The organism is Micromonospora sp. NPDC048839, from assembly GCF_040649915.1.
Lineage (GTDB): Bacteria > Actinomycetota > Actinomycetes > Mycobacteriales > Micromonosporaceae > Micromonospora.
The window spans coordinates 277,990-297,690 of record NZ_JBEZGL010000006.1; the positions used below are offsets into that span (position 1 = coordinate 277,990).

The window sequence follows — 19,701 nt, forward strand, 5'->3', positions numbered from 1 at the left end:
GTGGCCGGGCCGCGCCGGTTGGTGCTACGGGCGGTTTGCGGTAACGCCACCCGGAGTGGCGACGGACGAGCCGTTTGTGTGCGGGGCTTCCGGCGCCGAGTTCGCGACCCGTCGACCCACCCCTTCGAGCACGTGCTTGCCGATCAGGTTGCCGGCCGGCAACTCGATCGGGTACTCCCCATCGAAACATGCCCGACACAGCCGGGTCTTCGGCTGCTCGGTTGCGGCGATCAGGCCAGGAAGCGAAACGTAACCCAGCGTGTCGGCGCCGATGGAGCGCCGGATGCCGTCGTTGTCCAACCCGTTGGCCAGCAGCTCCGCCCGGGTGGCGAAGTCGATGCCGTAGAAGCACGGCCAACTGACGGGCGGGGAGGAGATCCGGACGTGCACCTCCAGCGCCCCCGCCTCACGCAGCATCCGGACGATGGCGCGCTGGGTGTTGCCCCGCACGATCGAGTCGTCCACGACCACCAACCGCTTGCCCCGGACGTTCTCCCGCAGCGGGTTGAGCTTGAGGCGGATGCCGAGCTGACGCAGGGTCTGCGACGGCTGGATGAACGTGCGACCCACGTACGGGTTCTTCATGAGGCCGGCACCGTAGGTGATGCCGGACGCCTCCGCGTAGCCGATCGCGGCCGGGGTGCCGGACTCCGGCACGGGGATCACCAGGTCGGCCTCGACCGGGTGCTCCTTGGCCAACTGTCGACCGATCTGCACCCGGGCCGCGTGGACGTTGCGCCCGGCGATCGTGGCGTCCGGGCGGGCGATGTAGACGTACTCGAAGAGGCAGCCCTTCGGCTCGGGCGCGGCGAACCGGGTGGAGCGCAGCCCGTCCTCGTCGATGGCGATCAGCTCACCCGGCTCGACCTCACGGACCACACTCGCACCGACGATGTCCAGGGCGGCCGTCTCGCTGGCCACCACCCACCCGCGCTCCAGGCGGCCGAGCACCAGCGGGCGGACGCCGTGCGGATCGCGGGCCGCGTAGAGGGTCGACTCGTCCATGAAGACGAAACTGAACGCGCCGCGCAGCTGCGGCAGCACCTCCAGTGCGGCCGCCTCGACCGACAGATCCGGTCGGCCGGCGAGCAGCATCGTCACCAGGGAGGTGTCGTTCGTCGAGCCGTCCGCGACGAGGCCGCGCTCGGCGACCTCCTTCTCCAACTCGGCGGTGTTGACCAGGTTGCCGTTGTGGGCCAGCGCGATGGTCGTGCCGGAGGTGGTGGACCGGATCGTCGGCTGGGCGTTCTCCCAGTTGGACGCGCCGGTCGTGGAGTATCGGGCGTGCCCGATGGCCAGGTGGCCGCGCAGGCTCGCCAGGGTGGGCTCGTCGAAGACCTGGGCCACCAGGCCGAGGTCCTTGTAGACCACCACGCCGGAGCCATCGCTCACCGCGATGCCCGCCGCCTCCTGGCCGCGGTGCTGCAGGGCGTAGAGGCCGAAGTAGGTCAGGTTGGCGACCTCTTCGCCGGGCGCCCAGACACCGAAGACACCACAGGCGTCTTGGGGGCCAGGTCGTTGGGGGTCAAGGTCGTGGCTCAGCCGGCCGTCGCCTCGGGGCACCTACCGCTCCCTCATGCTGGTCTGGACCGGCTGGGCGGGATCACGGGCGGATCCACACTCGTCTGCCGGGACCACTCTCATCGCCTGACAGTGTACGCGAATCGCCATCGACACAGATAGTCACGTTTCCCATGCCGAGCGTCACGGTGAGTAGGACATCGGACGATCAGAGGGGCAGATAGGCCGAGAGGTCCGCCCGGACACCGCTCATCTGGACGCGACCCTCGGTGACCGCCTCCGCCCATCCGATCCGCCCGGTGGCCAACTCCAACCAGGTGTCCGCAGCCATCTCGACCACGTTTGACGGGTTTCCCCTGGTGTGTCGAGGGCCGGGTACGCACTGGATCGCACCGTATGGTGGTACGCGCACCTCCACCGATCGGCCGGGGGCGCGCTCCGCGAGGATGGCCAACAACGACCGGACCGCCTCTCGGAACACCGGCCGTTCGGGTGCACGCCCCTCGTCGAGCGCCGACAACGCGGCCGCAACGGCAGCGGACTTACTGTGCGGAGAGGACACGAAGGGACGATACGACCCGAAGGCCAGCCACCTGACGTTGGCCCTGGGTCGCGCCAATCCAGTTGGACAAGGCATAGTTGCCGACGGCGTATTCGAACCGTGATGATCCCCGGCCCGGCGCCCCGCCGGTCAGAGGGAAGTCAGCCCGGAAGGCGGTGGACGTGTCAACACACCGACGTGCCTGGAAGCAGCGGGCCGGTGTGGTCGTAGCGCTGGTTGCCGGCGCTCTGCTCGCCGTCCCCGCCACACCAGCAATGGCCGCAAAGATCAGCACAGCTGACAACTCGACCACGATCGACGCGGGCAAGAGCAGCACCGTCAACGTGCTCGTCCGTCCGGACCCGGACGAGAAGTCCGCGGACATCGACATCACCGACCTGCCCGACGGCGTCAGCTGCGGGGGCTGCGGGCCGATCAACTTCGAGTCAGCCGACCCGAAACCAGTGACGCTGACCCTGACGGCAGCGGGCGACGCGCCTGCGGCCAACGGCACCTCGGCGAAGATCACGGTGTCGGGAGACGGTGGTTCCCGCACGCTCCGGGTCACCGTCAAGGCGGCCGCCGCGCCGCCATCGCCGCAGACGCCGACCGTGCAGTCGGTCTCCGGCAAGGTGGTCGTCCAGGCCGACAGCAAGGCAGTGCCGAACGCGGTGGTCATGCTGCTGGACAGCACCGGCAAGCGCTTCGACACCACGAGCGACGGTAGCGGCAACTTCCGCTTCACCGGCACCACGGAGAAGCCGATCGCGCCGGGTCGGATCGACCTGGGTGCCACCTTCGACAACGTGCAGGCTCGCAAGACGCTGACCGCCGCTGCCGGGCAGGCCATCACCGGGCAACGGATCAGCCTCGCGATCAAGGTCGAGGGGACGCCCACCCCCACGCCGTCCGCCACCGCCGAGGCCACTCCCACCGAGGAGCCGACCGATGAGGGCGCGGACGACCAGGCCGCCGACGACGCCAGCGCGGGCCCGCCGGCGAACGCCTCGAAGACCGAGGAGGGCGGCAACGGCGCGGGCTCGTACCTGATCATTCTGCTCGGTGGTCTGCTGGTGGCCGCCGGTGTGGGAACGATCGTCCTGCTCTGGATGAAGCGCAAGGAGAACGGCGGCGACGACGACGACCCGGCTGCGGCTGGTGGCGGCGCTGTGGTGCCGCCGGCACGGGGCGGTTATCGCGGCGCCGACGACCAGGCCCGGATGTCCGGCGGCCGGCCCGTCGGCGGCGCGGACCCGACCATGGTCGGCGGTGCGGCGCTGAGCGAGGCACCGACGATGATGCACCGCCCGGTGGTCGACGACGTCCCACCGGACCCGTACGGCGCTCCGGCGCAGGCGTACGGCGGCGCGGGGCAGCAGGGGTGGGGCGGTGCCGGCTACGGCGACGAGCCCGCGCCCGGCGGGTACGGGGCCGGCGGCTACGGCAACGCCCCCGCTTCCGGCGGCGGTTACGGCAACGCCCCCGCGTCCGACGGTGGTTACGGCACCCCGGCAGGTGCCGAGGGCGGCTACGGCGCCGCCGACGGCTACGGTGCGGCACCCGGTTCCGGCGCTGGTTACGGCAACGCGCCGGCGTCCGGTGGCGGCTACGGCAACGCTCCCGCGTCCGGTGGCGGCTACGGCAACGCTCCCGCGTCCGGTGGCGGCTACGGCAGTCGCGACTATCCGGCCCAGCCCGGGGGGACCGCCGCCTACCCGCCCGCTCCCGCAGGCGGGGCGGCCTACGGCGAGCGGTACGACGAGCCGACCGGCCGGTACACCGGCGACAGCACCCAGTACCCGGCACCGGCGGACCCGTACGCCACAGGCGTCTACCAGCCGGAGCAGGGGCCGGGGTACGGCCAGCCCGATCCGGCTCCGTACGGCGGTCGGGCCGCCGAGCCGACTGGGGGGTACGGCGGCCAGCAGGCCGGCGGGTACGACCAGGGCGGCTACGGCCAACCGGCCGGCGGGTACGACCAGGGCGGCACCTACGGTCAGGAGCCCCCGCAGCAGCGTGGCGGCTACGACGACCGAGGCTACGACCAGGGCGGCTACGGCCAACCGACCGGCGGCTACGACCAGGGCGGCACCTACGGTCAGGAACCCCCGCAGCAGCGTGGCGGCTACGACGACCGAGGCTACGACCAGGGCGGCTACGGCCAACCGACCGGTGGTCGGCCCCGACCGGAGACCCCGCCCGCGACCGACCGGGGTGGCCGACGTCTCGACTGGCTGGACGACTGACCGACCACAGCAGCGCACGGACACGGCCACCCGGATCTCCGGGTGGCCGTTTCGCATTCAAGATCTACTCGTGATCAAGGAAGTCGTGGCGTCCCGCCTGCCTGGACACCGCGGCTTCCTGCAAGCCGAGTTGATCACCCAAGCGCAGCGTGGCGTTAGCCCGGCCCGGCCCGGCGTGGCACGGCCCGGCGTGGCACGGCCCGGCGTGGCACGGCCCGGCGTGGCACGGCCCGGCGTGGCCCGGCCCGGCCCGGCCCGGCGTGGCACGGCCCGGCGTGGCCCGGCCCGGCCCGGCCCGGCGTGGCACGGCCCGGCGTGGCACGGCACGAGTCGATCACCCAAGCACGCTCAGGCGGCGGAGAAGACACCCTGGTTGAGGACCGGCACGACGTCCGACACGCCGACCCGGACGGCCACGTTCACGTCCTCGGCGAAGCCGCCCTCGGTCAATTCCCGCCCGGACACGCTCCCCCGCACCGCGGCGGGCACATCCGGAGTGCTCGCCAGCGCGGCAAGTGCCATGGCGGCCTCCACGGACAGCCCGCCCGGTACGCCGGAGAGAGCGTCGAGCACCGAGGCGGCACCGAGTTGGTCCTCCACCGACGGGCGCAGCGACCCGTCCGGCCACCGTTCCCCGGAGGCGATCACCCCGATCGGAGCGTCCACGGTGCCGTACCCCTGGCGGCGCAGCCAACGCCCGACGGCCCGTGCGTTACGCAGGCACGCCGCGACCACCGGCAGGCCGGTGGCGCTGGCGGCAGCGCTGATGGCGGAGCCGTTCGGTGAGGGGAGTACCAGATCCGCCACCACCGGTGCGGTGCTCAGCGCGGCGGGCGAGAGCGACCACGGATGTTCCGCGCTCGCCTGCCGTCTTCCCACCGCCGCGACCGCGCCGACGCGCACCGCGTACTCGGCGGCCTGTTCACCCCACGGGAACGGGTGCACCCGCATGCCCCGGGCGACCGCCACCTCCACGGCGGTGGTGAACGACAGCACGTCCACCACCACCAGCGCCGCGCAGACCCGGCCGAGCTCGGCCGCCCCGGTCAGCCCCCAGTCGAACCGGGCACCGGAGCCGGGTTGGCCGTAGACAGCGGCCGCCAACGCCTCAGCGCTCGTCAGGCGACGGTTCGGTGACACCGGTGTCAGACTCGGACGACCGACCAGGCTGTGCCGGACCGATCGGCTCGACAGCGCCGGTCTCCGGGGACGGCCCCGAAGAGGCGATCGGCTCGGAGAGCACCTCGGCCGGGTCGATCCCCTCCGCCGGGGCGACCGGCAGTGGGACGGCCTCGACCGCGCCCGCCACGCCGGTGGCCGGCGCGGGCACCTCGACGGACGCCGAACCCCCGAAGAGGCGCGGCAACGTCTCGGTGTGGGCCCGGCGCAGCTCGTCCAGCTCGATCCGGAACTGGCCGTGCACCTCAAGGGCGCCGCCGGTCGGGTCGGTGACACCGATCAGCTCGAACGGCACCCCCCGCTCGGCGCAGAGCGCCGCGAACGCCTTGTCGTGGCCACGCGGCACCGACACCAGCGCCCGGGTGGCGGACTCACTGAACAGGTAGACGAACGGCATCGAGCCCTCGGCGAACTGCTCCGGCACCGCGATGCGGGCACCGACGCCGCGACGCAGGCAGGACTCGACCAGGCTCTGGGCGAGACCACCGTCGGAGAGGTCGTGCGCGGAGGCCAGGTGACCCACCCGGGCGGCCTCGGCCAGCAGCTCGGCGAGCGCCTTCTCCCGGAGAAGGTCGACCTGCGGCGGGATGCCGCCGAGGTGCTCGTGCGTCACCCAGGCCCACTCCGAGCCGGACAGCTCCACGTTCGTCTCGCCGAGCAGGTAGAGCTGGTCGTGATCACCACCGGGCCGCGGGACGAAGCCCATCGGCACCCGGTCGGCGACGTTGTCCAGCACACCCAGCACACCGACCACCGGGGTCGGGTGGATGGCCGCCGCGCCGGTCTGGTTGTAGAAGCTGACGTTGCCGCCGGTCACCGGGATGCCCAGCTCCAGGCAGCCGTCCGCGAGGCCGCGGACGGCCTCGGCGAACTGCCACATGACGCCCGGGTCCTCGGGGGAGCCGAAGTTGAGGCAGTTGGTCACGGCGATCGGCTTCGCGCCGGTCACCGCCACGTTCCGGTACGCCTCGGCCAGGGCCAGCTTGGTGCCGTGGTACGGGTCGAGCCTGGCGTACCGGCCGTTGCCGTCCAACGACAGCGCCACGCCGAGACCGGTCCGCTCGTCGACCCGGATCACGCCGCCGTCCTCCGGCTGGGCGAGCACGGTGTTGCCCAGCACGTAACGGTCGTACTGCTCGGTGACCCAGGTCTTGTCGGCCAGGTTCGGCGACGCGATCATGCGCAGCAGGGTCTCCCGCAGCGCCTCCGGGTCGGCCGGGCGGGGCAGCGTCTCGGCACGGTCGGCCTGGAGCAGGATCAGGTCGGCCGGCTCCCGCATCGGCCGGGCGTAGACCGGGCCGTCGTCGACGAGCGAACCCGGCGGCACGTCGACGACCAGGTGGTCCTGCCAGGTGATCGCCAGTCGGCCGGGGCGGCCGTCCGGCTCCGGTGCGGTGACCTCGCCGATCGCGGTGGCGAGCACGCCCCACTTTTCGCAGGTCTTGAGCACCGCCTCGAGCTTGTCCGGCTCGACGACCAGCAGCATCCGTTCCTGCGACTCGCTCGCGAGGATCTCGTGCGGGTCCATCGAGGGCTCGCGCAGCGGCACCCGCTCCAGCCAGACCCGCATGCCGGTGCCGGCCGCGGCGGCGGTCTCGGTGAGCGCGCAGGTCAGGCCGGCACCGCCGAGGTCCTGGATGCCGACGACCAGTTGGCCGTCGTACAGCTCGAGGCACGCCTCGATCAGCAGCTTCTCGGTGAACGGGTCGCCGACCTGCACGGCGGGGCGGCGGGCCTCGCTGCCCTCGTCGAAGGTGGCGCTGGCCAGCACCGACACGCCGCCGATGCCGTCGCGGCCGGTCTTGGCGCCCATCAGCACGACAACGTTGCCCGGGCCGGCGGCGGCCTTGTTCTGCAACCGGCTGACCGGCAGCACGCCCAGGCAGAGCGCGTTGAGCAGCGGGTTGCCCTGGTAGGAGGGGTCGAAGACCAACTCACCACCGATGTTGGGCAGACCGAGGCAGTTGCCGTAGCCGCCGACGCCGGCAACCACGCCGGTGAGCACGCGGGCGGTGTCCGGGTGGTCCGCGGCACCGAAGCGCAGCGGGTCCATCACCGCGATCGGGCGGGCGCCCATGGCGAGAATGTCCCGGACGATGCCGCCGACGCCGGTGGCCGCACCCTGGTACGGCTCGACGAAGCTCGGGTGGTTGTGCGACTCGACCTTGAAGGTAACCGCCAGCTCGTCGGAGATCTGCACGACACCGGCGTTCTCACCGATGCCGGCGAGCATCCGGTCGCTGGGCGGTGCCTTCTCGCCGAACTGGCGCAGGTGCACCTTGCTCGACTTGTAGGAGCAGTGCTCGCTCCACATGATCGAGTACATCGCCAGCTCGGACTGCGTGGGCCGGCGGCCGAGGATCTGCCGGATCCGGTCGTACTCGTCGTCCCGCAGACCCAGCTCGGTGTACGGCTGAAGCTCGCCCGGGGTGCCACCGGCGCGCGGCACGGTGTCCACGCCCTCGGTCCACACGGCGGTGGCCGGCGGGGCCGCGGCGACGGGCTGCGCCGCGCTCGGCTGGGCCGGCTGCGCCGGGGCGGAGTACGCCTCGGGCGTGTCGCGTACCGGGTCCGGATGGGTGGTCATGACCTCTCCTCGCTGCGCTCGTGCCCGCCAGACCGACGGTTGAGCAGACCGATGATCGTGTCGCCGGTCATGCCGGCGCCCCCACCAGGTGCTTGAGGACCGACGTGAAGAAGCCGAGGCCGTCCAACGAAGGACCGGTGAGCGCCTCCACCGCGTGCTCGGGGTGCGGCATGATGCCGACCACGTTGCCCGCGGCGTTGGTGATCGCGGCGATGTCGCGCATCGACCCGTTGGGGTTGCCGCCGACGTAACGGGCGACCACCCGACCCTCGGCTTCGAGCTGGTCCAGCGTCGCGGTGTCCGCGACGTAGCAGCCCTCGCCGTTCTTGACCGGGATGAGCACCTCCTGGCCGGGCTGGAACGCGTTGGTCCACGCGGTGCCGGCCGACTCGATGCGCAGGACCTGGTCCCGGTTGCGGAAGTGCAGGTGCTGGTTGCGGGTGAGCGCGCCGGGCAGCAGGTGCGCCTCGCACAGGATCTGGAAGCCGTTGCAGATGCCGAGCACCGGCAGACCACCCTGGGCGGCGTCCACGATCGTCTCCATCACCGGCGCGAACCGGGCGATGGCGCCGCAGCGCAGGTAGTCGCCGTAGGAGAAGCCGCCGGGCAGCACTACCGCGTCCACCCCGTGCAGATCCGGGTCACCGTGCCAGAGCCGGACCGGCTCGGCACCGGCGATCCGGACGGCTCGGGCCGCGTCCCCGTCGTCGAGCGAGCCAGGGAAGGTGACGACACCGACCCGGGCGGTCACGAGCGGGCGCCCGCGGTCTCGTCGGCCTCGACCAGGCGGATGGTGAAGTCTTCGATCACCGGGTTGGCAAGCAGCTTGTCGGCAATCTCCCGAGCGCGGTCCAGGTCCGGTTCACCTGTGAACTCGATCTCGATCCGCCTGCCGATCCGAACCGAGGCGACGTCACCGACGCCGAGCCGGGGCAGCGCGTTTGCGACGGCCTGGCCCTGCGGATCGAGGATCTCGGGCTTGAGCATGACGTCGACGACGACGCGAGGCACTGGGCACTCCTGACTGTGTACGCAGTTGGGTGCCGACCCACAACGGGCGAGCGCAGCCAGCGTACCTGGCAGATATCGCCACGGGCGCACCGGCCGGTGCAGTTCAGGCAGTGATCGACATTACCGACGCCCAGGATGACTCAGGGAGCGCGACAGGTGGCTGCACCAGGACATATACGGCGCTTTCGGTAGCCAAATCGTTACATTGATCAATCCCGATCAAAATCTTGATAACGGCAGCCCTGGGGCCTATCGTGCATCGATGTAGGTCGATATAGGCGTTGGTGGGAACCCCCGCTGTCGCCCTCCCGCACCCGGCGACCCCGGGTCCGCCCGTCCAAGGAGTCCACCCGATGCGCATCCGCCCCCTGCTCGCCGTCCTCAGCACCGCGTTGGTCGGCGCCCTCGGCGCCGCCTCCGGCGCGTCCGCCGCCCCGCCCGGCCCGCAACCCATCATCGGCGGCAACACCGTCGCGTCCGCGCCCTGGGCCGCCGCGGTGCTGAGCAACGGCTCGTTCACCTGCTCCGGCAGCGTCATCGCCGCGCAGTGGGTGCTCACCGCCCGCCACTGCATCAGCGGCACCATGTCGGTGCGGGTCGGCAGCGTCTACCGCGCCTCGGGCGGAGTCACCCGTACGGTGAGCGCCACCTACACCCGCAACGACCTCGCCCTCATGCGGCTCTCCAGCACGGTCAGCACGTCTGCGGTCACCCTGGCCAGCAGCAACCCGCCCATCAACTCGACCAACTCGATCTACGGGTGGGGCATGACCTGCTACAGCGGCTGCTCCGCGTCCAGCCAGCTCAAGACCGCCACCGTGCGGGTGACCAGCAACAGCGTCACCGACGCGTACGGCGGGCAGGCGATCCGCAGCACCGAGATCAGCGGTAACGCCTGGCGGGGCGACTCTGGCGGCCCCCAGTTCTACAACGGTCAGCAGGTGGGCGTCGCCTCCACCGCCGACGGCTACAGCATCCAGAATTACGGCAGCGTTGCGTACAACCGGGCCTGGATCACCTCGGTGGCCGGTGTCTGACGGTTAACGCCCCGGGCGGCGCGGATGGTCGGCACCGTGTCGGCCGTCCGCGCCGCGCTGTTTTGCAGCATCCGATCAGGTGAACAATGCACCCGATCGGGTCCGGCCACTCCTGACAGCATCGGAATCGTGCTGGTCGTGACGACAGAGCAACTGCCCGGCTATGAGATCCGCCAGATCCTGGGCGAGGTCGTGTCCTCGATGGCCAGGACACGCAACCCGTACCGCGAGGGGGTCAAGAACCTGCGCGGCGGCGCGTACGACCCCATGGCCCCGGACAACCTGACCCGGTGGCGCACCGACTCGGTGTCCCGGCTCGGCGAGGAGGCCCTGCGGCTCGGCGCGAACGCGGTGATCGGTATGCGCTTCGACAGCCGCGACTGCGGCGAGATGTGGATGGAGATCTGCGCGTACGGAACGGCGGTGGTCGCCGTACCCAAGATGCCCGAGGTCATGCCGGCCGACCAGCCGGCGGTCGCCGCGGAGACCGCGGAGGTCGCGGGCTTCACGGAATCGCCAGGTGGCATCGCCGAACCGGCAAGCGCCCCCAACCTGAGAACGGCAGCAGAAACCGCAACCGGCGACTAACCCACCCCACCCCACCCCACCCCAGCCCCACCCACCCACCCAGCCACCCCGTTGATCATGAGGTTATTGCCCGCCGCATCGGCGTGTCATGGCTATAACCCCATGATCAACGGACGACAGGGAGGTGGGGTGGGCGGCGGGGAGCGGGGAGCGGGGAGCGGGGAGCGGGGAGCGGGGAGCGGGGAGCGGGGAGCGGGGTTAGTCGCTGTCGCTCCGCTGCGCGAAGCGGCCCTAATCGGGAGGAAGTGGGTCTACTTCCGAGTTAGAGGATGGGGGGTGGGGCGTAGGTTGCGGCGTTTGGGTGGGTTTGGACTACCTTGGTGATTCGGCGGGTGATCGCTTCGACCTGCGCTGCGGCGGCGCCGACGAAGGCGGATCGGTCCGCGACCAGCGCGTCGATGTCGGTGCGGGACAGGCCGAGCCGGCCGTCGGCCGCCAACCTGTCGAACAGGTCGTTCTCCGGCGAGCCCTGCTCGCGCATGGCCAGGGCCACCGCGACCGCGTGCTCCTTGATCACCTCGTGGGCGACCTCCCGGCCGACACCCCGCCGGACCGCCGCCACCAGGATCTTCGTGGTGGCGAGGAACGGCAGGAACCGCTCCAACTCCCGGTTGATCACCGCCGGGTACGCGCCGAACTCGTCGAGCACGGTGAGGAACGTCTGGAACAGCCCGTCGGCGGCGAAGAACGCGTCCGGCAGGGCCACGCGGCGGACCACCGAGCAGGACACGTCCCCCTCGTTCCACTGGTCACCGGCCAGCTCGCCGACCATCGACAGGTAACCCCGGATGATCACCGCGAAGCCGTTCACCCGCTCCGACGAGCGGGTGTTCATCTTGTGCGGCATGGCGCTGGACCCGACCTGGCCCGGCTTGAAGCCCTCGGTCGCCAACTCCTGACCGACCATCAACCGGATCGTGGTGGCCAGCGACGACGGAGCCGCAGCGGTCTGGGCCAGCGCGGCCAGCACGTCGAAGTCGAGCGAACGTGGGTAGACCTGCCCGACGCTGTCCAGCACCCGGGAGAAGCCCAGGTGCTCGGCGACCCGCCGCTCCAACTCGGCCACCTTGTCGGCGTCGCCGTCGAAGAGGTCGAGCTGGTCGGCGGCGGTGCCGACCGGTCCCTTGATCCCCCGCAGCGGGTAGCGGGCGATCAGGTCCTCCAACCGCTCGTACGCGATGAGCAGCTCCTCCGCCGCCGACGCGAAGCGCTTGCCCAGCGTGGTGGCCTGCGCGGCCACGTTGTGCGAACGGCCGGTCATCACCAGCTCGGAGTGCTCGTACGCCAGCCACGCCAACCGGGCGAGGGTGGCCACCACCCGGTCCCGGATCAGCTCCAGCGAGGCACGCACCTGAAGCTGCTCGACGTTCTCGGTGAGGTCACGTGAGGTCATCCCCTTGTGCACGTGCTCGTGCCCGGCGAGCGCGCTGAACTCCTCGATCCGGGCCTTCACGTCGTGCCGGGTGACCCGCTCCCGCTCGGCGATCGAGGCGAGGTCGACCTGGTCGAGCACCCGCTCGTACGCCTCGACCACGCCGTCGGGCACGGCCACACCCAGGTCACGCTGAGCGCGGAGCACGGCGAGCCAGAGCCGCCGCTCCATCCGGACCTTCTCCTCCGGAGACCAGAGGGCGACCAGTTCGGGCGAGGCGTACCGGTTGGCCAGCACGTTGGGGATCGTCGTCACGTACCTCATTGTCCCGCACCCGCGGGCCATCGCCCGAACCGGGCTGGTCAGGGCCTGTTGAGCTCGTAGACGGTGACCGAGCCGGCGACCAGCCGAACCCGGGCCAGCCGGGCCAGTTCCGGCGACACCGCGCCCGCCCTGCTGTCGGCGAACAGCCACCGGACCCCGTGCCGCGTCCGGAGCCGATCCAGGTCGGCCATTGTCGGCGCGGTGAACACCCGGTCGTTGAACGCGAGCAGCTCCTGATCGGGGAAGTTCTGCCGGGCGTACCCCAGGTTGTCGACACCGTGCGCGGCCACGACCGCGTCGGTGTATCCCCAGCTCTCCACCACTGTCCGGTGCCCGCCCAGACCGGTCACCCAGAACGCCCGGGCATCGCAGTGCTGGGTGGTCCGCACCGGCCGGCAGTGCACGTTGGTGGCGACCACGTCGTCGGCGGCGGCGTGCTCGTCCAGCCACAACGCCGCGCGCATCTCGTCGGCGGTCAGCGCGTACGGCTGCGGCCCGGTCGCCGGCACCGGTTCGGTCAGCACCGAGCGGACGACGCCGCCCACGGCAACGGCGCCGCTGGCACCGAGCATCGCGGCGGTGACCCCGGCCACCGCGATCGTCACCGCTCGCCGACGGCCGCCCGGTGACGGGACGCGCCGCCGCCACAGGGCGGCCACCCCGACGGCGAGGGCGGCGGCCACCGCCGCGAACACCACATACCGGACCGCCGACGCACCCAGCACCCGCAGCCACCCCTCGATGGTCGAGGTGTAGGGAGTGCCGGGACGGGCGATCTTCGGCACGGCGAAGCCCACCACCGTGCCGGCCGTGGCCAGCCCCGCCAACGCTCCCGCCACGGCGGGCACCACCAGCACCGGCCAGGGTGCCCGGGCCGCGGCGAGCGACCAGGCGGTCAATACCGCACCGACCGGGATGACACCCATCCAGAAGTAGATCTGGCTGATCGACGGGTGCTGGAAGACCCAGGTGGTGGCAGCTCCGGCAAGCACCGTGCCGGCGAGCAGCCAGACGGCAGCGTCGGCCCGGTGCTCCCGCTCGACCAGCAGGGTCATGCCCACCCACCGCGGCGCCTGGCCCAGCACCCACCAGGCGACCACGGAGAACGCCAGCAGCCAGCCGAGGGCACCGCCGTCGTTGATGCCCGGCGGCAGTGGCGCGTCCGGCCAGATTCCGTCGCCACCACCGAGCGTTTCCGAGTACGGGCCGATGAAGTGCAGCAGCGCCAACGCCTGCACGCGCAGCGTGGAGGCACCACCACCGGCGAACAGTCGGAAGCCGAGCGCCATTGCCGCCACGAGGCAGGCCAGCGCCACCAGGGCAGGCTGTGGCACCCGCCGCTCCCGCCACCAGAACACGGCCGCGGTGAGACCCAGGCCGGCGATCAGCGGTGGCAACGCACTGGACTTCGCCCCCGCACAGACCAGGCCGAGCACCGGGACCAGCGCCCAGGCCAGGCCGAGGGACCGTCCTCGCGCCACGTCGACACAGAGGCCGACGAGCAACAGCAACGGCACCAGCACGTACGTCTGGGACGGGCTGGCGTACGACAGGGGCATCTCGCCGGACGCGCCCACGGCCGAGCCGAGCGTGACGGTCGTCCCGACGAAACCGGCGACAGCGACCACCGGCCCGACCCAGACGGCACCACTCAGGTCGCGGGCGAGCCCGGCCGCGAGCACCACCGCCGTGCCGATCACCGGCACCAGCCAGAGTCGCAACAGCACCGTCGTCGGCGCGATGTCGGTGATCATGCTGGCGCTGGCGATGTGCGCGTCGGAGAGGTAGTGGTAGCGCAGCCCCTCCCCCGCGACGTGCGGCAACTCGAACGGAATCGTCCGGGTCAGCTCCTGCACCAGCCCCAGGTGGTAGAGCAGGTCCTGGTAGTAGCCGCCGTGGACAGGTGGCAGCGGCACCATCCGCCACTGGATGTATCCCCAGGCCACGACCACCAGCAGCGCCGCGCCCATCGCCCAGTGCCACAGGACCGGCAGCGGTCGTCGCTCGCCGACCCGCCAGTGCCGGCGGAGCCCGGGGGCGGCGGCGAAGGCGAGGAGCACGGGCAGCGACCACCAGCGCAGCAGGGACTGCTGGCCGGTCGCCGCAGCCAGCGCCCAGGCGACGATCTCGAGCAGCAGGCCGGTGGCCGCGCCATAGGCGAGGTCCTCCGGAAGGTTGCCCCGGCTGCCGCGAATTGCGCGGTGCGTCAGTGCCCCGGGGAGCACGAGCGCGAACACCCAGTACGCGGAGAACCGGGCGAGGTCAGAGGTCGGCACGTCGCCGCGTGACCAGACCAGGAGCACGGCCGCGATGACGAGCGCCCACGGGAGCGTGGTGAGTACCGGCAGGAGGGCGCTCCGACGTGACACCGGTGCCGGGGCGTCGATCCGTTCGGCCAGCAGGGTGTCAGCCACGGGCGCTGACCGCCGGCCCGAAGTCGGCCCGACTCTGCGCAGCCGTCTCGGCGGCCGGCAGTTCGTCAAGCGAGTCGAACCCGACGTGGAAGGCCGGCCGGCTCTGCACGGTGGCGTAGATCCGGCCGACGTATTCGCCCAGGAGGCCGAGGCAGATCAACTGCACCCCACTGAGCAGCAACACCGCGACGAACATCGAGGTCCAGCCGGGGATCGTGGCACCGGAGACGTGGACGACCACGCCGAACACGATCAGTGCAAGACAGAGCAGGAAACTCGACATCCCCAGCCAGGTGGCGACTCGCAGTGGCGCGGCGGAGAAGTTGGCCGTGCTCTCCCAGGCCAGGGCCACCATCCGGCGCAGCGGATACTTCGTCTCCCCGGCGGCCCGCGCCGCGCGGTCGTAGCGCACCTCGGCGCTGGGGAAGCCGAGCGATGGCACCAGCAGCCGGTAGACCGGGGCGCGTTCGGGCAGCGAGCGCAGCACCTCGATCACGTCCCGGCTGAGCAACCGGAAGTCGCCGGCCTGCGCGGGCAGGTCGGCGCCGACGATCCGGCGCATCATCCAGTAGTAGCCCCGGGCGGTGTTGCGCTTGAAGATCGTGTCGGTGCTGCGGTCGGCGCGGACGCCGTAGACGACGTCCACACCGTCCTCGCGCGCCACCCGGAGCATCTCGGCGATGGTCTCCGGCGGATCCTGGAGGTCGGCGTCGAGGCTGACCACCCACTGGCCGACGGCACGGTGGAGGCCGGCGGTCAGCGCCGCCTGGTGGCCGCTGTTGCGCCGCAGTCGAAGCACCCGCAGCTGCGGCCAGGCCCGGCCGTGGTCGAAGAGCACCGACACGGTGTCGTCCCGGCTGCCGTCGTCGACGGCGACCACCTCGTAGTCGACGCCGAGTGCATCCAGCGCCGGTCGCAGCCGGGCGACCAGGGCCGGAATGACCGCGGTCTCGTTGAACATGGGGATGACCACCGAGAGGATGGCCGTCCGGGAAACGACGGACTCCATAGTGTTACGGCCCCGTTCCGCACGCAGGAGCGATCAGTTCCGCGCCCAGGGCGCGGCAACGATCACCATCGCGTGGTAAACCCTCCGCCAGCGGGCCGACTCCTGAACGGGCAGTTAACGCCTGCTGGCGCTAACCCCGATAAGGGGTGATCCGCGCGGTCAGCGTTCCAGGATCGCGGTCACACCCTGACCACCGGCCGCACAGATGGAGATCAGTCCGCGTCCGCTGCCCTTCTCGGCAAGCAGCTTGGCCAGGGTCGCCACGATCCGCCCGCCGGTGGCGGCGAACGGGTGCCCGGCGGCCAGCGACGAGCCGTTGACGTTGAGCCGGTCGGTGTCGATCGCGCCCAGCGGCGTGTCCAGGCCGAGGCGGTCCTTGCAGAACTCCGGCGACTCCCAGGCGGCGAGGGTGGCCAGCACCTGCGAGGCGAACGCCTCGTGGATCTCGTAGTAGTCGAAGTCCTGCAACGTCAGCCCGGCGCGGGCCAGCATCCGGGGCACCGCGTAGGCGGGGGCCATCAGCAGCCCTTCGTCGCCGTGCACGAAGTCGACAGCCGCCGTCTCCGACCAGCTGAACCAGGCCAGCACCGGCAGTTTGTGCGCGGCCGCCCACTCCTCGCTGGCCAGCAGCACGGTGGACGCGCCGTCGGTGAGCGGCGACGAGTTGCCGGCGGTCATGGTGGCGTGCTCGGCGTCCGGGCCGCGGGTGCCGAAGGCCGGCTTCAGCGAACCGAGCTTCTCCAGGCTGGTGTCGGGGCGAAGATTCGCATCACGGGTCAGCCCCAGGTACGGCGTCATCAGGTCGTCGAAGAAGTTCCGGTCGTACGCGGCGGCCAGCCGTTGGTGTGAGCGCAGCGCCAACTCGTCCTGGGATCGCCTGTCGATCTGCCAGCGCAGGGCGGTGCGGGCGGCGTGGTCGCCCATGGACAGGCCGGTGCGCGGTTCGGCGTTGCGCGGGATCTCCGGCTTGAACGGTTGGAGTGGGCGCAGCTTCGCCGCGACCTTGAGCCGTTCGCCCAGCGTGCGGGCCGAGTTGAGCTTGAGCAGTGTGCGGCGCATCTCCTCGTTGACCGCGAGCGGCGCGTCGGAGGTGGTGTCGACGCCGCCGGCGATGCCCACGTCGAGTTGGCCGAGGGCGATCTTGTTGGCGACGAGGATCGCCGCCTCCAGGCCGGTGCCGCAGGCCTGCTGGATGTCGTACGCCGGGGTGTGCGGGTCGAGCCGGGAGCCGAGGACCACCTCGCGGGTGAGGTTGAAGTCGCGGGAGTGTTTGAGCACCGCGCCGGTCACCACCTCGCCGACGCGCTGCCCGGCCAGCCCGTACCGGGCGATCAGGCCGTCCAGCGCGGCGCCGAGCAGGTCCGAGTTGGACGCGTCGGCGTAGCGGGAGTTGGAACGGGCGAAGGGGATGCGGTTGCCCCCGATGACCGCGACCCGCCGAATGCTCTGCACGATCCGCCTCCTCGACCTGTGTTGCTCAAACCCTACTCGCCAGTAGGCTACGCCCATGACCGACAGGTACGCGAGCTTCGTCCAATCGGCCGCCGGCCGCGCGCTGGTCAAGCGCCTCGGGCTGCCCGACCCGCCCCGACTGCGCCGGCACCACCCCGGCGACCCGCTGCTGGCCGGGCCGGCCCTGCTCGGCGCGGCCACCGGCGGCCGGCTCGCCGAGCCGCTCGCCAAGATCCTGACCACCGCCGGGGTCGAGCTGCGCGACACCACCACCACCGCCGCAACAGAGGACCGCTTCGGAGCCCTGGTGTACGACGCCAGCGGGATCACCGACTCCACCCAGCTCCGCCAGCTCTACGACTTCTTCCACCCGCAGGCCCGGACGCTGCTGCCCAGCGGTCGGGTGATCGTGCTCGGCACCCCGCCGCAGGAGTGCGCGACGCCCCGCGAGGCGACCGCCCAGCGCGCCCTGGAGGGGCTGGTCCGCAGCATCGGCAAGGAGTTCGGTCGGGGCACCACCGCGCAGCTCGTCGCCGTCACCCGCGCCGGCGACGACGCCGGCACACTCACCAGCCTCGAATCGACAGTCCGGTTCCTGCTGTCCGGGCGGTCCGCGTACGTCTCGGGCCAGGTCATCCGGGTCGGCGTCGGCGCGGCCAGCGCCCCGACCGACTGGGACCGCCCGCTGGACGGCCAGGTCGTGCTGGTCACCGGCGCCGCCCGGGGCATCGGTGCGGCGCTCGCGAAGGTGCTCGCCCGCGACGGCGCGCAGGTCGTGGCGCTGGACATCCCGGCCGCCGGGGACGCCCTCGCCGCGGTGGCGAACGACATCGGCGGTACGGCCGTGCAGCTCGACCTGACCGCGCCGGACGCGCCGAGCCGGCTCGCCGACCACCTGGCCAGCAGGCACGGCCGGGTCGACGTGGTGGTGCACAACGCCGGCATCACCCGGGACAGGACGCTCGGCCGGATGGACGCCGACCGGTGGGACCAGGTCATCGACGTCAACCTCTCCAGTCAGGAGCGGATCAACGACGTGCTGCTGGAGCGGGGGCTGATCCCGGTCGGCGGTCGGATCGTCGCGGTCTCGTCGATCGCCGGGATCGCCGGCAACCGGGGGCAGACGAACTACGCGACGAGCAAGGCCGGCGTGATCGGGTTGGTCGACTCGCTCGCCCCGGCCCTGCGGGAGCGGGGGATCAGCGTCAACGCGGTGGCCCCCGGCTTCATCGAGACCCGGCTGACCGCGCGTATCCCGCTGGTGGTCCGCGAGGCGGGCCGGCGGATGAACAGCCTGGCCCAGGGCGGATTGCCGGTGGACGTGGCCGAGACGATCGGCTGGCTAGCCTGGCCGGCCAGCGGTGCGGTCAGCGGCAACGTGGTCCGGGTCTGCGGCCAGAGCCTGCTGGGGGCGTGATGGGCCGTCGGAAGGAGCCGGACGACGACCTCTCCCTGCACGAGCTGATCGACGGCCCGACGGAGACGCTGTCGGCGGAGACGCGGGCGGCGGCGCTCCGGCCGGAGTCCGGTGGTCGTACCCAAGTCGAACTGCCCCGGCTGCCGGCGGCCGGGGCGCTGCACCGGCGGGCGGTGCTCGGCGCGCTGCCGGGTCTCGGCGGCCGGCGACGTGGTCCCGACCTGCCGGCCGTCGAACTGGCCGTGCGCGGGGTGACAGTCGACCGGGCACAGCTGGCCGACTACGACCGGGTCTGCGGGTTCCGGCTGGCCGACCGTCTGCCCGGCACCTTTCCGCACGTCCTGGGGTTCCCGCTGAGTCTGCGGCTGATGACCCTGCCGGAGTTCCCCATTCCACTGATCGGTCTGGTGCACGTCGGCAACCGGATCACCGTGCGTCGCCCGATCAGCGCCGACGAGACCCTCGACTTCACGACGTACGCGGAGAACCTGCGTCCGCACGACCGGGGACGGCAGGTGGACGTGGTGCTGGTGGGCTCGGTCGACGGCGAGACGGTCTGGGAGGGTGTCTCGACGTACCTGGGTCGGGAGCGCAAGCCCGGCGGGGGCGACCGCGGCAGACGTCCCGACGTACCGACCGCCACGGCCCGTTGGCGGGTGGATCCCCGGGTCGGCACGACGTACGCGCGGGTCTCCGGGGACCACAACCCGATCCACACCTCGCTGCTCGGTGCGCGGCTGTTCGGCTTCCGCCGGCCGATCGCGCACGGCATGTGGAGCAAGGCCCGCTGTCTGGCCGCTCTGGAGAACCGGCTGCCGGACGCCTACACCGTCGAGGTCGCCTTCAAGACGCCCGTGTCGCTGCCGAGCACCGTGAACTTCACCCTGCTGCCGGACGGCGGGTTCGCCCTGCACGACTCGCGCGGGCGTCCGCACCTGGCTGGTTTCGTGCGCTGACGATTTCCGGGTTGGCAGGGATGCCCTCGTGCGCTAAGTTGTTCTCA

At 71.7% G+C, this 19,701-nt stretch carries 15 protein-coding genes; 5 read left to right on the forward strand and 10 right to left on the reverse strand.

What is annotated here, in order from left to right; translation table 11 throughout:
• Nucleotides 1-24: 24 nt before the first annotated feature.
• Nucleotides 25-1,563, reverse strand: a complete 1,539-nt coding sequence (purF, locus tag AB0C25_RS14520) for an amidophosphoribosyltransferase (RefSeq protein WP_357373175.1) — start codon at nt 1,561-1,563, stop codon at nt 25-27.
• 166 nt (nt 1,564-1,729) lie between these two features.
• A complete protein-coding gene (locus AB0C25_RS14525; RefSeq protein WP_357373177.1) occupies nt 1,730-2,083 on the reverse strand; it encodes a sterol carrier family protein in 354 nt (117 codons plus the stop codon).
• Between the two features lie 161 nt (nt 2,084-2,244).
• On the opposite strand from AB0C25_RS14525, the gene AB0C25_RS14530 reads away from it, so the two are divergent.
• Nucleotides 2,245-4,308 (forward strand): hypothetical protein, encoded by a 2,064-nt coding sequence (locus tag AB0C25_RS14530; protein ID WP_357373179.1) that lies wholly within the window; start codon nt 2,245-2,247, stop codon nt 4,306-4,308.
• Nucleotides 4,309-4,656: 348 nt separating this feature from the next.
• Here AB0C25_RS14530 and AB0C25_RS14535 read toward each other — a convergent pair whose 3' ends face one another.
• The 4 genes from AB0C25_RS14535 to purS all read right to left on the reverse strand — a co-directional run bounded on the left by AB0C25_RS14535 (nt 4,657) and on the right by purS (nt 9,085).
• The gene (locus AB0C25_RS14535; protein ID WP_357373385.1) at nt 4,657-5,412 is read right to left on the reverse strand and encodes a 2-phosphosulfolactate phosphatase; all 756 of its coding nucleotides are present in this window, start codon (nt 5,410-5,412) and stop codon (nt 4,657-4,659) included.
• A 4-nt stretch (nt 5,413-5,416) separates the two neighbouring features.
• Nucleotides 5,417-8,074 carry a phosphoribosylformylglycinamidine synthase subunit PurL gene (gene purL, locus AB0C25_RS14540; protein WP_357373181.1) on the reverse strand — a complete coding sequence of 886 codons (2,658 nt, stop codon included), beginning with the start codon at nt 8,072-8,074 and terminating at the stop codon, nt 5,417-5,419.
• A 67-nt stretch (nt 8,075-8,141) separates the two neighbouring features.
• Nucleotides 8,142-8,825, reverse strand: coding sequence for a phosphoribosylformylglycinamidine synthase subunit PurQ (gene purQ / locus AB0C25_RS14545; RefSeq protein WP_357373183.1), 684 nt, complete (start codon nt 8,823-8,825; stop codon nt 8,142-8,144).
• Nucleotides 8,822-9,085 (reverse strand): phosphoribosylformylglycinamidine synthase subunit PurS, encoded by a 264-nt coding sequence (gene purS / locus AB0C25_RS14550; RefSeq protein ID WP_357243527.1) that lies wholly within the window; start codon nt 9,083-9,085, stop codon nt 8,822-8,824. The genes purQ and purS overlap by 4 nt, the downstream gene beginning before the upstream one ends.
• A 353-nt stretch (nt 9,086-9,438) precedes the next feature.
• On the opposite strand from purS, the gene AB0C25_RS14555 reads away from it, so the two are divergent.
• Nucleotides 9,439-10,122, forward strand: coding sequence for a trypsin-like serine protease (locus tag AB0C25_RS14555; protein ID WP_357373185.1), 684 nt, complete (start codon nt 9,439-9,441; stop codon nt 10,120-10,122).
• A gap of 24 nt (nt 10,123-10,146) precedes the next feature.
• Complete coding sequence (locus tag AB0C25_RS14560; protein ID WP_357373187.1) at nt 10,147-10,710, forward strand: YbjQ family protein; 564 nt, start codon at nt 10,147-10,149, stop codon at nt 10,708-10,710.
• Nucleotides 10,711-10,972: 262 nt separating this feature from the next.
• On the opposite strand, the gene purB is transcribed toward AB0C25_RS14560, so the two are convergent.
• The 4 genes from purB to AB0C25_RS14580 form a co-directional block, all read right to left on the reverse strand.
• Nucleotides 10,973-12,397 (reverse strand): adenylosuccinate lyase, encoded by a 1,425-nt coding sequence (gene purB, locus AB0C25_RS14565; protein ID WP_357373189.1) that lies wholly within the window; start codon nt 12,395-12,397, stop codon nt 10,973-10,975.
• 47 nt (nt 12,398-12,444) lie between these two features.
• Nucleotides 12,445-14,820, reverse strand: coding sequence for a hypothetical protein (locus AB0C25_RS14570; protein ID WP_357373191.1), 2,376 nt, complete (start codon nt 14,818-14,820; stop codon nt 12,445-12,447).
• A complete protein-coding gene (locus AB0C25_RS14575; RefSeq protein WP_357373193.1) occupies nt 14,813-15,829 on the reverse strand; it encodes a glycosyltransferase family 2 protein in 1,017 nt (338 codons plus the stop codon). The genes AB0C25_RS14570 and AB0C25_RS14575 overlap by 8 nt, the downstream gene beginning before the upstream one ends.
• A 159-nt stretch (nt 15,830-15,988) precedes the next feature.
• Entirely contained in the window at nt 15,989-17,281 is a 1,293-nt protein-coding gene (locus AB0C25_RS14580; RefSeq protein ID WP_357373195.1) for an acetyl-CoA C-acetyltransferase, read from the reverse strand.
• Nucleotides 17,282-17,336: 55 nt separating this feature from the next.
• Between AB0C25_RS14580 and AB0C25_RS14585 the strand changes: the two genes are divergently transcribed.
• Complete coding sequence (locus tag AB0C25_RS14585; protein WP_357373197.1) at nt 17,337-18,698, forward strand: 3-oxoacyl-ACP reductase; 1,362 nt, start codon at nt 17,337-17,339, stop codon at nt 18,696-18,698.
• Nucleotides 18,698-19,654 (forward strand): MaoC/PaaZ C-terminal domain-containing protein, encoded by a 957-nt coding sequence (locus tag AB0C25_RS14590; RefSeq protein ID WP_357373199.1) that lies wholly within the window; start codon nt 18,698-18,700, stop codon nt 19,652-19,654. The genes AB0C25_RS14585 and AB0C25_RS14590 overlap by 1 nt, the downstream gene beginning before the upstream one ends.
• The last annotated feature ends 47 nt before the right edge of the window (nt 19,655-19,701 follow it).